Here is an 11,713-nt window from a genome sequence, read left to right on the forward strand (position 1 = left end):
CGGGCCTCACGCTCGGCGCGGTCGTCCTGACGATGGGCGACCGCCCCGGCGATCTGCGCGCGCTGCTGGACTCGGTCGCCCGGCAGAAGGGCGACCCGATCGAGGTCGTCGTGGTCGGCAACGGCGCGCCCGTCACCGGCGTCGAGGACTTCCCGGCCGTACGCACCGTGGAACTGCCGGAGAACCTCGGCATCCCGGGCGGCCGCAATGTGGGCATCGAGGCCTTCGGCCCCGCGGGCTCCGAGGTCGACGCGCTGCTGTTCCTCGACGACGACGGGCTGCTGCCCGACCCCGGCACGGCCGAACGGGTGCGCGAGGCCCTCGCCGCCGATCCACGGCTCGGGATCATCAGCTTCCGGATCGCCGACCCGGAGACCGGGCTCACCCAGCGCCGCCACGTCCCGAGGCTGCGGGCGTCCGACCCGATGCGCTCCTCGCGGGTCACGACCTTCCTCGGGGGCGCCAACGCCGTACGCACCCGGCTGCTCGCCGAGGTCGGAGCGCTGCCGGGCGAGTTCTTCTACGCCCATGAGGAGACCGATCTCGCCTGGCGCGCGCTGGACGCGGGATGGATGATCGACTACCGCTCCGACATGGTGCTGTTCCACCCGACGACGCCCCCGTCCCGGCACGCGGTCTACCACCGGATGGTGGCCCGCAACCGGGTCTGGCTGGCACGCCGCAATCTGCCCGTGCCCCTGGTCCCGCTGTATCTCGGCGTCTGGGTGCTCGTGACCCTCGGCCGCCGGCCGTCGGCCCCGGCCCTGAAGTCATGGCTGGGGGGCTTCTCGGAGGGCTGGCGCAAACCCTGCGGCCCGCGCCGGCCCATGAAGTGGCGTACCGTGTGGCGGCTCACCCGACTGGGCCGCCCTCCCGTGATCTGACAAGCTTGGGCCTTGAGAGCTTCGGGCGCGGCCGGGAATCCGGCGGCGCCCGCGGCCGCGCCCCCTTTGCCGCGCATCTCGAAGACGAAAGTTTCCACTTGTGAGTGACACAACCCAAGACGGTGCGGTCGCGACGACCGCACGGCCGTCCGCCGACGACTCACTGTCCCCGGCGCAGCTCGCCGCCAAGTACGGTCTGGCGGTCAGCGGTGCCCGCCCGGGGCTGGTCCAGTACGTTCGGCAGCTGTGGGGCCGGCGCCACTTCATCCTCGCGTTCTCGCAGGCCAAGCTGACGGCCCAGTACAGCCAGGCGAAGCTCGGCCAGCTGTGGCAGGTGGTCACCCCCCTGCTCAACGCGGCCGTGTACTACTTCATCTTCGGGCTGATCCTGAACTCCGGAAGGGGCATGAGCAAGGAGGTCTTCATCCCCTTCCTCGTGACCGGCGTCTTCGTCTTCACCTTCACCCAGAGCTCGGTGATGGCCGGGGTCCGGTCCATCTCGGGCAATCTCGGCCTTGTGCGCGCGCTGCACTTCCCGCGGGCGTCCCTGCCCATCTCGCTCGCGCTCCAGCAGCTCCAGCAGCTGCTGTTCTCCATGATCGTCCTGGTGCTGATTGCCATCGGCTTCGGCAGCTATCCGCAGCTGTCCTGGCTGCTGATCGTGCCCGCGCTCGTCCTCCAGTTCGGGTTCAACACCGGTCTCGCGCTGATCATGGCCCGCCTCGGCAGCAAGACGCCCGACCTGGCCCAGCTGATGCCGTTCATCATGCGGACCTGGATGTACGCGTCCGGTGTGATGTTCTCCATCCCGGTGATGCTCAAGGACAAGCCCGCCTGGATCGCCGACATCCTCCAGTGGAACCCGGCCGCGGTCTACATGGACCTCGTCCGCTTCGCCCTGATCGACGGGTACGGCTCCGAGAACCTGCCGCCGCACATCTGGGCCTTCGCGCTGGGCTGGGCGATCCTGTTCGGCGTCTTCGGGTTCGTGTACTTCTGGAAGGCCGAGGAGCGCTACGGCCGTGGCTGAGGACACCGACCCCGGACGGGTTCCCACCGTCATCGCGGACGACGTCCACATCGTCTACCGGGTCCGCGGCGCGGCCGGCGGCAAGGGCAGCGCCACCGCGGCCCTCAGCCGGATCGTCAAGCGGCCCAAGGGCGAGCGGCGCGGTGTCCGTACGGTGCACGCGGTGCGGGGTGTCAGCTTCACCGCCCACCGCGGCGAGGCGATCGGCCTGATCGGCACCAACGGCTCCGGCAAGTCGACCCTGCTGCGGGCCATAGCCGGACTGCTGCCCACGGAGAAGGGCAAGGTCTACACGGACGGCCAGCCCTCGCTGCTCGGTGTCAACGCCGCGCTGATGGGCGATCTGACCGGTGAGCGCAATGTGGTCCTGGGCGGCCTGGCGATGGGCATGTCACGCGAGGAGATCCGCGACCGCTACCAGGGGATCGTCGACTTCTCCGGCATCAACGAGAAGGGCGACTTCATCACCCTGCCCATGCGGACCTACTCCTCGGGCATGGGCGCGCGCCTCAGATTCGCCATCGCGGCGGCCAAGGACCACGACGTCCTGATGATCGACGAGGCGCTGGCGACGGGCGATCGCAGGTTCCAGATCCGTTCCGAGCAGCGGATCCGCGAGCTGCGCAAGCACGCCGGCACGGTGTTCCTGGTCAGCCACAGCCTCGGCTCCATCCGGGATACCTGCGACCGGGTCCTGTGGCTGGAGAAGGGCGTCCTGATGATGGACGGGCCCACGGCCGACGTCCTCAAGGCGTACGAGGCGGAGACCCGGAAGTAGAACGGGACCGGCACGCAGCGACCCCAGGGGGCCGGAGAGCGTCCGGCCCCGATCAAGGCCCCCGCCATGGCATCCGGACGGGGGTCTTCCTGCGTCTTGCCCGTCGAAGGCGACGCCCGCGGGCCGGGTCCGGCACGCTTGCCCGGAGCGTCGGCCGCCCGTCAAGTCCGCGGCCCCGAGGGAAGGTTGACCCTTGATGCGATGTTCTTGCAACGACCGGAACACCCCTGCGTATCAGTGGGCGTTGTACAACGTAAGCTGTACGGATGCTGAATCACGGCAAGTGGGGCGATACGCCCTGGGCGCCCTGTCCGGAGGGCGGTCACCGAGCAGTCGGGAACACCGGCGGCGTGTCCGAAATAGGATGGATTGGATCGGCAGTGTAGAACGGGAGATGTGACGGCAATGATCGAAAATCTCCAGCTCCGCGAGGCTTTCGCCGTCCCCGCAGCAGGCAGCCCCGTATGACCGGCACCCGACAACAGCGCGCGGCCTCCCCGGCGGACCCCGCGCGCGCCACCCTCGACAAGGCCGCGCACGAGAACTTCCCCGTGGCCCCCTTCTTCCTGCCCCGGGCCTGGCGCGACGACCTCATGGCCCTGTACGGCTACGCCCGTCTCGTCGACGACATCGGCGACGGCGATCTCGCGCCCGGTGGCGCGGACGCCCGCCGGCTCGGTGTCGACCCCGCCGACGCGGACGACCGCCTCACCGTGCTCGACGCCCTCGAAACCGATCTGCGGCGCGTCTTCGACCCCGCGGGGGAGCCGCGCCATCCGCTGCTGAGCGCCCTCCGCCCGGCCGTGCGCCGGCGTTCGCTCACCCCCGCGCCGTTCACCGCCCTGATCGAGGCGAACCGGCAGGACCAGCTGGTGCGGCGCTACGAGACCTACCGGGAACTGGCGGCCTACTGCGAACTGTCCGCCAACCCCGTGGGGCGGCTGGTGCTCCAGGTCACCGGGACCGCCACCCCCGAGCGGCTGCGCCGCTCCGACGCCGTATGCACCGCCCTGCAGATCATCGAGCACCTGCAGGACGTGACCGAGGATCTCGCCCGTGACCGGATCTATCTGCCCGCCGAGGACATGCGGCGGTTCCATGTCACCGAGGCCGATCTCAAGGAACCCTCCGGGGGGGCCTCGGTGCGCGCCCTGATCGCCTTCGAGGCGGACCGGGCCCGCCGGCTGCTGGACGAGGGGCTGCCCCTCGTGGGCAGCGTCCACGGCAGGCTGCGGCTGCTGCTCGCCGGCTTCACCGGCGGCGGGTACGCCGCCCTCGCCGCGATCGCCGCCGCCGGATACGACGTACTGCCCGGACCGCCCAAACCCGCCAAGGCGACGCTGCTGCGTGAAATGGCGGCCGTCTTGCGAAGAGCGCGTAGAGAGGGGTGAGCCGGACGATGGAGGGACCCACCAGCGTATCGGCGCCGGTGCAGGCCGCTTACAGCTACTGCGAGGCCGTCACCGGCCAGCAGGCACGTAACTTCGCCTACGGCATCAGACTGCTGCCGACCGGCAAACGGCACGCCATGTCCGCGCTGTACGCGTTCTCGCGGCGCGTCGACGACATCGGCGACGGGCCGCTGACGGCGGACGCCAAGCGGGAGCGGCTGGAGGCCACCCGCGAACTGCTGGAGCGCGTACGCGGGGACGCCGTCGCCGAGGACGACACCGACCCCGTGGCCGTGGCCCTGGCGGACGCGTCCCGGCGCTTCCCGATCCCGCTCGACGGACTCGACGAACTCATCGACGGCGTCCTGATGGACGTGCGCGGCGAGACATATGAGACCTGGGACGACCTCAAGGTGTACTGCCGCTGTGTCGCGGGAGCGATCGGGCGGCTCTCGCTCGGCGTTTTCGGAACCCAGGACGGCGCGCGCGGCACCGAACGCGCCGCCGAGTACGCCGACACCCTCGGGCTCGCCCTGCAACTCACCAACATCCTCAGGGACGTTCGCGAGGACGCCGCCAACGGGCGCACCTATCTGCCCGCCGACGACCTCGCCAAGTTCGGCTGCTCCGCGGGCTTCCACGCCGCGACCCCGCCGTCCGGCTCCGACTTCGCCGGGCTCGTCCACTTCGAAGTGCGCCGCGCCCGCACGCTCTTCGCCGAGGGCTACCGGCTGCTGCCCATGCTCGACCGCCGCAGCGGCGCCTGCGTCGCCGCGATGGCCGGGATCTACCGCCGGCTCCTCGACCGCATCGAACGCGACCCCGAGGCCGTGCTGCGCGGCCGGGTCTCGCTGCCCGGCAGGGAGAAGGCGTACGTCGCCGTGCGCGGCCTCTCCGGCCTCGACGCCCGGCACGTCAACCGGCAGGGCCCCCGGGGGCGTGCCTGATGACTCAGTCGCGCGGGTGTCACCCGATGCCGTATCCGTACACAATTGACTGGGACGCAACCGTATCCACCGACACGGCGTCCCAGAACCCGACGGCCCGAGGGGAGGTCGCATGACGGACGACGACATGCGGTCCCGGCACGCGGTGGTGGTCGGCGGCGGCCTCGCCGGAGTCACCGCCGCGCTCCAGCTCGCCGATGCGGGGGTCGGCGTCACACTCGTCGAAGGCCGCCCGCGACTGGGCGGCCTCGCCTTCTCCTTCCAGCGCGGCGACCTCACCGTCGACAACGGCCAGCACGTCTATCTGCGCTGCTGCACCGCCTACCGCTGGTTCCTGGAGCGGGTCGGCGGTGCCGCTCTCGCCCCCGTGCAGGAACGGTTGGACGTGCCCGTGCTCGACGTCGGGCGGTCCGGCCGGCCCCGGCTCGGACGGCTGCGCCGCACCGCGCTGCCCGTACCGCTCCACCTCGCGGCCTCCCTCGCCGGCTATCCGCATCTCTCGCTCGCCGAGCGGGCGTCCGTCTCACGGGCCGCCCTGGCACTCGGCAGGCTCGATCCCGCCGACCCCGCGCTCGACGGCATCGACTTCGCGACCTGGCTCAGCCGCCAGGGCCAGTCGCCGCGCGCCATCGAGGCCCTGTGGGACCTCGTCGGCGTGGCGACCCTGAACGCCAGGGCGCCCGACGTCTCCATGGCCCTGGCCGCCATGGTCTTCAAGACCGGGCTGCTCTCCGAGCCCGGAGCCGCCGACATCGGCTGGGCCCACGTCCCGCTCGGCGACCTCCACGACACCCTCGCCCGCAAGGCCCTCGACGCCGCCGGTGTCCGCACCGAGATCTCCACCCGGGTCCGCGGCGTCCGTCGCGCGGAGCACGGGGGCTGGCGCGTCGAGACAGGCGGAGCACCGCTGGAGGCCGACACCGTCGTCCTCGCCACCGCACAGCGCGAAACCCGTGCCCTGCTGCCCGACGGAGCGCTGGAAGCCCCCGACCGGCTCCTCGACATCGGCACCGCGCCCATCCTCAACGTCCATGTCCTGTACGACCGCAAGGTGCTGCGCCGGCCGTTCTTCGCCGCGCTCGGCTCCCCGGTCCAGTGGGTCTTCGACCGCACCGAGGCATCCGGGCTCGGAGAAGGCCAGTACCTGGCGGTCTCCCAGTCCGCCGCCCAGCACGAGATCGACGCGCCCGTGGCCGAGCTGCGCAAGCGGTATCTGCCCGAGCTGGAACGGCTGTTGCCGCCCACCCGGCAGGCGCGGGTGCGCGACTTCTTCGTCACCAGGGAGCGCACGGCCACCTTCGCGCCCGCTCCCGGTGTCGGCAGGCTCCGCCCCGGGGCCCGCACCCGCGTGCCGGGCCTGTACCTTGCGGGCGCGTGGACCGCCACCGGCTGGCCCGCGACCATGGAGGGTGCGGTACGCAGCGGATTCACCGCTGCCGCCGCCGCGCTCCAGGCTCTCGGCCGTCCCCATGAACACCCTCTCAAGGAGGCGGCGTGAGCCCACGTACCGGAGTAACCGGAGCAACCGAAACCAGGGGAGAGACCGTGCCGACTGTGCCTTCGGCGAGCCCGTCAGACGACATCGCCGGGAGCGTGGACATCACCGCGCTGCTGGAGCGCGGGCGGGCCATGTCGGCACCGGTGCTGCGTGCCGCCGTCGACCGCCTCGCCCCTCCCATGGACACCGTCGCCTCCTACCACTTCGGCTGGATCGACGCCGAGGGCCGCCCGGCCGCGGGCGACGGCGGAAAGGCCGTGAGGCCCGCGCTCGCGCTGCTGTCCGCCGAGGCCGCCGGAGCCGCGCCCGAGGTCGGTGTCCCCGGTGCCGTCGCCGTGGAACTGGTCCACAACTTCTCGCTGCTGCACGACGATCTGATGGACGGCGACGAGCAGCGCCGCCACCGCGACACCGTGTGGAAGGTGCACGGGCCCGCCCAGGCCATCCTCGTCGGCGACGCGCTGTTCGCGCTGGCGAACGAGGTCCTGCTGGAGCTGGGCACCGCCGAGGCGGGCCGCGCCACCCGCCGGCTGACCACCGCCACCCGCAAACTCATCGACGGCCAGGCCCAGGACATCTCCTACGAGCACCGCGAGCGGGTCACCGTCGAGGAGTGCCTGGAGATGGAGGGCAACAAGACGGGCGCGCTGCTCGCCTGCGCCGTCTCCATCGGCGCCGTCCTCGGCGGTGCGGACGACCGCACGGCCGACACGCTGGAGAAGTACGGCTACCACCTCGGCCTCGCCTTCCAGGCCGTCGACGATCTGCTCGGCATCTGGGGCGACCCGGTCGCCACCGGCAAGCAGACGTGGAGCGATCTGCGCCAGCGCAAGAAGTCCCTTCCGGTCGTCGCCGCGCTCGCCGCGGGAGGACCGGCCTCACAGCGTCTCGGGGAGCTGCTCGCGGCCGACGCCAAGAGCAACGACTTCGACAGCTTCTCCGAGGAGGAGTTCGCCACCAGGGCGGCCCTCATCGAGCGGGCGGGCGGGCGGGAGTGGACCTCCCAGGAGGCCCGCCGCCAGCACACCGTCGCCATCGAGGCCCTGAACGGCATCGGCATGCCCGACCGGGTCCGGGCGCAGCTGGTCGCGCTCGCCGACTTCGTCGTCGTACGGAAGCGATGACGTCCCTCCCGCGCCACCCGATCCCCATGAGAGAGATGATCGCTATCGCGTCCACCGACATACCCATCGCAGTCGCCGGCCGGTGACCGGATAACCGTTTCACCAGCCGACGGAGACCCCACCACAGCAGAGCACGCCTTACTGCACCGAAGGGGAAGCCATGACAGCGACGACCGACGGAAGCAGCGGGCCCGTCCGGGCCCGCGCAGCCTCGGCCAGTGAGACCACATCCATCCCAACCCCAGTCAGAAGCAGCTCCGCGAGCGATCCGCCCGAGATCGCACGACGGGCCGCCGAACGATCCGTCGAGTATCTGCTCGGCAAACAGGACGCCCAGGGTTGGTGGAAGGGCGACCTGGAAACCAATGTGACCATGGACGCCGAGGACCTGCTGCTCCGCGAGTTCCTCGGTATCCGTGACACCCGCACCACCGCCGCCGCCGCCCGCTTCATCCGGGGGCAGCAGCGCGACGACGGCACCTGGGCCACCTTCCACGGCGGCCCCGGCGAGATCTCCACCACCATCGAGGCGTACGTCGCGCTCAGACTGGCCGGCGACCGCCCCGACGACCCCCATATGGCCCGTGCCTCCGCGTGGATCCGGGAGCAGGGCGGCATGGCGGCGAGCCGGGTCTTCACCCGGATCTGGCTCGCGCTGTTCGGCTGGTGGAAGTGGGAGGACCTCCCCGAGGTGCCGCCCGAGCTGATCTTCCTGCCCACGTGGTTCCCGCTCAACATCTACGACTTCGGCTGCTGGGCCCGGCAGACCATCGTGCCGCTCACCGTCGTCTCCGCGAAGCGGCCGGTACGGCCCGCGCCCTTCGCCCTCGACGAGCTGCACACCGATCCCCGGGTGCCCAACCCGCCGAGGGCGATGGCACCCGCGATGAGCTGGGACGGCTTCTTCCAGCGCGCGGACAGGGCACTGCACCTCTACCACCGGATCGCGCCGCGGCGGGTGCGCTCGGTGGCGATGAACGCCGCCGCCCGGTGGATCGTCGAGCGCCAGGAGAGCGACGGCTGCTGGGGCGGCATCCAGCCGCCCGCCGTCTACTCGATCATCGCCCTGCATCTGCTGGGCTACGACCTCGGCCACCCGGTCATGAAGGCCGGGCTGGAGTCGCTGGACCGCTTCGCGATCTGGCGCGAGGACGGTCCCTCGGGCGCCCCCGTCCGGATGATCGAGGCATGTCAGTCGCCCGTCTGGGACACCTGCCTCGCCACGGTCGCGCTCGCCGACGCGGGCGTCCCCGCCGATCACCCGGCGCTCGTCAGGGCCGCGGACTGGATGCTCGGCGAGGAGATCTCCCGGCCGGGCGACTGGGCCGTGCGCAGGCCCCGTCTCGCGCCCGGCGGCTGGGCGTTCGAGTTCCACAACGACAACTACCCCGACATCGACGACACCGCCGAGGTGATCCTCGCACTGCGCAGGGTCCGCCATCCCGACCCGGCCCGGGTGGACGCCGCCGTGGCGCGCGGCGGGCGCTGGACGCTCGGCATGCAGTCCCGCAACGGCGCCTGGGGAGCGTTTGACGCCGACAACACCAGCGAGTTCCCCAACCGGCTGCCGTTCTGCGACTTCGGCAAGGTGGTCGATCCGCCGTCGGCGGACGTCACCGCCCACGTCGTGGAGATGCTCGCCCACGAGGGCCGGGCCCACCACCCGGCCGCCCGGCGCGGCATCGAGTGGCTCCTCGCCGAACAGGAGCCCAACGGCGCCTGGTTCGGACGCTGGGGAGTCAACTACCTGTACGGAACGGGCTCGGTGCTCCCGGCGCTCACCGCCGCCGGTGTGCTCACCTCCCACCCGGCGATCCGCCGCGCGGTCCGCTGGCTGGAGACCGTGCAGAACGCGGACGGCGGCTGGGGCGAGGACCTGCGCTCGTACAGCCAGGACGAGTGGATCGGCCAGGGCGCGTCCACCGCCTCCCAGACGGCCTGGGCCCTCCTCGCGCTCCTCGCGGCGGGAGAGCGGGACAGCAAGTCGGTGGAGCGGGGAGTCGGCTGGCTCGCGGAGACCCAGCGCGCCGACGGGTCCTGGGACGAGCCCCAGTTCACCGGCACGGGCTTCCCCTGGGACTTCTCCATCAACTATCACCTCTACCGGCAGGTCTTCCCCCTCACCGCGCTCGGCCGCTATGTGTACGGGGAACCCGCCGTCGCCCGCAGCGGCAAGGGGGGCTGATGGAGGCATCCCCGGGGCCGTCAGGCCCCCGTGCGCCGCTGCTGATCGCCTGTGCGCTCGGCATCGAGAGACTCGCCCTGCGCGGCGGCGACCACAGCGGCGCCCGGGGGCCGGTGACCGTGCTCCGCACGGGAATGGGCCCGCGCAACGCGGAGCGGGCCGTGCGAGGCGCACTGACCGGAAGCCCGCTGCGGGACGCGGCGGTCGTCGCGTCGGGTTTCTGCGCCGGACTCGCCCCCGGAATGCACCCCGGGGATCTGGTGATCGCGGGCGAGACCCGGCTGGCCGGCTCCGCGACGGTCTGCACGGACACGGAGCTGCTGGTCGGCGCCGTGTCCCGGGCCGTGCCGGGACGTCAGGTGCACACCGGTCCGCTCATCGGCTCGGACCATGTGGTCCGCGGCCCCGAGCGGGCGGAACTGCGGGCCACCGGAGCCGTCGCGGTCGACATGGAGTCGGCCGTGACTCTCCACGCGGCCCTGGAGACCGGGCCCCGCCCGGTTGCGGCCGTCCGAGTGGTCGTGGACGCTCCAGAGCATGAACTCGTCCGTATCGGCACAGTGCGCGGTGGAATATCAGCTTTCCGTGTTCTTCGTGCTGTACTACCCGCTCTTCATGAATGGCACCGTTCTTTGCTGCTCCCCAGGAGGTGAGCTAGATGGCCATGCCACTCCGTCAGACCATCCGGGTCGGGACCTACCTCTTTGAACAGAAGCTCCGCAAACGCGAGAAGTTCCCCCTCATCGTCGAACTGGAACCGCTCTTCGCCTGCAATCTGAAGTGCGAGGGCTGCGGAAAGATCCAGCACCCGGCCGGAGTGCTGAAGCAGCGGATGCCTGTCGCGCAGGCGGTGGGCGCCGTGCTGGAATCCGGTGCGCCGATGGTCTCCATCGCCGGCGGAGAGCCGCTGATGCATCCTCAGATCGACGAGATCGTACGCCAGTTGGTGGCCAGGAAGAAGTACGTCTTCCTCTGCACCAATGCCATGCTGCTCCGCAAGAAGATCGAGAAATTCACCCCGTCCCGGTACTTCGCCTTCGCCGTCCACATCGACGGCCTCCGGGAGCGGCACGACGAGTCGGTTGCCAAGGAGGGGGTGTTCGACGAGGCCGTCGAGGCGATCAAGGAGGCCCAGCGGCGCGGCTTCCGGGTCACCACCAACTCGACCTTCTTCAACACCGACACCCCGCAGACCGTCATCGAGGTGCTGAACTACCTCAACGACGAGCTGAAGGTGGACGAGATGATGATCTCGCCCGCGTACGCCTACGAGAAGGCACCCGACCAGGAGCACTTCCTCGGCGTGGACCAGACCCGCGAACTGTTCAAGAAGTCCTTCGCGGGCGGCAACCGGCGGCGCTGGCGGCTCAACCACTCCCCCCTCTTCCTGGACTTCCTGGAGGGCAAGGCGGACTTCCCCTGCACGGCCTGGGCGATCCCCAACTACTCGCTCTTCGGCTGGCAGCGCCCCTGCTATCTGATGAGCGACGGTTACGTCCCGACCTACCGCGAGCTCATCGAGGAGACCGACTGGGACAAGTACGGCCGCGGCAAGGACCCGCGCTGCGCCAACTGCATGGCGCACTGCGGCTACGAGCCCACCGCCGTCCTCGCCACCATGGGCTCCCTCAAGGAGTCCATCAGGGCCGCACGGGAAACCGTCACGGGAAACCGCGGGTGATGTGATGTCAGCAGCAGGGCCGGTCTCTCTGGGGCTGCCCGCCGCACCGCCCCGGCCGATCGCGATGCGCCGCACCTCGCGGCGCATCGAGGTCGGTCCGGTGGCTGTGGGTGGTGATGCGCCGGTGTCGGTGCAGTCGATGACGACGACGCGTACGTCGGATGTGGGTGCGACGTTGCAGCAGATCGCGGAGTT

Annotated in this window: 11 protein-coding genes; all 11 read left to right on the forward strand. The window is 71.0% G+C overall.

The window, feature by feature from the left end:
• Window positions 1–32: 32 nt before the first annotated feature.
• Entirely contained in the window at window positions 33–884 is an 852-nt protein-coding gene (locus ACFYT4_RS16580; protein WP_389268964.1) for a glycosyltransferase family 2 protein, read from the forward strand.
• Between the two features lie 100 nt (window positions 885–984).
• Window positions 985–1,914 carry an ABC transporter permease gene (locus ACFYT4_RS16585; protein WP_389268932.1) on the forward strand — a complete coding sequence of 310 codons (930 nt, stop codon included), beginning with the start codon at window positions 985–987 and terminating at the stop codon, window positions 1,912–1,914.
• A complete protein-coding gene (locus tag ACFYT4_RS16590; protein ID WP_389268934.1) occupies window positions 1,907–2,692 on the forward strand; it encodes an ABC transporter ATP-binding protein in 786 nt (261 codons plus the stop codon). Before ACFYT4_RS16585 ends, ACFYT4_RS16590 begins: the two co-directional genes overlap by 8 nt.
• Before the next feature lie 464 nt (window positions 2,693–3,156).
• Window positions 3,157–4,083: a squalene synthase HpnC gene (gene hpnC / locus ACFYT4_RS16595; RefSeq protein ID WP_389268936.1), complete on the forward strand. Its 927-nt coding sequence runs from the start codon at window positions 3,157–3,159 to the stop codon at window positions 4,081–4,083.
• 8 nt (window positions 4,084–4,091) lie between these two features.
• Window positions 4,092–5,030, forward strand: a complete 939-nt coding sequence (gene hpnD / locus ACFYT4_RS16600) for a presqualene diphosphate synthase HpnD (protein WP_389268938.1) — start codon at window positions 4,092–4,094, stop codon at window positions 5,028–5,030.
• Window positions 5,031–5,142: 112 nt separating this feature from the next.
• A complete protein-coding gene (gene hpnE / locus ACFYT4_RS16605; RefSeq protein WP_389268940.1) occupies window positions 5,143–6,528 on the forward strand; it encodes a hydroxysqualene dehydroxylase HpnE in 1,386 nt (461 codons plus the stop codon).
• A gap of 56 nt (window positions 6,529–6,584) precedes the next feature.
• Entirely contained in the window at window positions 6,585–7,652 is a 1,068-nt protein-coding gene (locus tag ACFYT4_RS16610; RefSeq protein ID WP_389268966.1) for a polyprenyl synthetase family protein, read from the forward strand.
• Between the two features lie 160 nt (window positions 7,653–7,812).
• A complete protein-coding gene (gene shc, locus ACFYT4_RS16615; protein ID WP_389268942.1) occupies window positions 7,813–9,837 on the forward strand; it encodes a squalene--hopene cyclase in 2,025 nt (674 codons plus the stop codon).
• Entirely contained in the window at window positions 9,837–10,490 is a 654-nt protein-coding gene (locus ACFYT4_RS16620; protein WP_389268944.1) for a 1-hydroxy-2-methyl-2-butenyl 4-diphosphate reductase, read from the forward strand. The genes shc and ACFYT4_RS16620 overlap by 1 nt, the downstream gene beginning before the upstream one ends.
• Window positions 10,491–10,495: 5 nt before the next feature.
• Window positions 10,496–11,518 carry an adenosyl-hopene transferase HpnH gene (hpnH, locus tag ACFYT4_RS16625; protein WP_389268946.1) on the forward strand — a complete coding sequence of 341 codons (1,023 nt, stop codon included), beginning with the start codon at window positions 10,496–10,498 and terminating at the stop codon, window positions 11,516–11,518.
• 4 nt (window positions 11,519–11,522) lie between these two features.
• A partial coding sequence (locus ACFYT4_RS16630) for a flavodoxin-dependent (E)-4-hydroxy-3-methylbut-2-enyl-diphosphate synthase (RefSeq protein ID WP_389268948.1) occupies window positions 11,523–11,713 on the forward strand: 191 nt, incomplete at its 3' end.

The sequence above is a fragment of the Streptomyces sp. NPDC004609 genome, assembly GCF_042873655.1.
GTDB lineage: Bacteria > Actinomycetota > Actinomycetes > Streptomycetales > Streptomycetaceae > Streptomyces.

Bases quoted from the DNA above. Each gene is read 5' to 3' on its own strand.
- ACFYT4_RS16580 (WP_389268964.1), top strand. From the start codon at position 33: ATGGGCGACCGCCCCGGCGATCTGCGCGCGCTGCTGGACTCGGTCGCC.
- hpnC (WP_389268936.1), top strand. From the start codon at position 3,157: ATGACCGGCACCCGACAACAGCGCGCGGCCTCCCCGGCGGACCCCGCG.
- hpnD (WP_389268938.1), top strand. From the start codon at position 4,092: ATGGAGGGACCCACCAGCGTATCGGCGCCGGTGCAGGCCGCTTACAGC.
- hpnE (WP_389268940.1), top strand. From the start codon at position 5,143: ATGACGGACGACGACATGCGGTCCCGGCACGCGGTGGTGGTCGGCGGC.
- shc (WP_389268942.1), top strand. From the start codon at position 7,813: ATGACAGCGACGACCGACGGAAGCAGCGGGCCCGTCCGGGCCCGCGCA.
- ACFYT4_RS16620 (WP_389268944.1), top strand. From the start codon at position 9,837: ATGGAGGCATCCCCGGGGCCGTCAGGCCCCCGTGCGCCGCTGCTGATC.
- hpnH (WP_389268946.1), top strand. From the start codon at position 10,496: ATGGCCATGCCACTCCGTCAGACCATCCGGGTCGGGACCTACCTCTTT.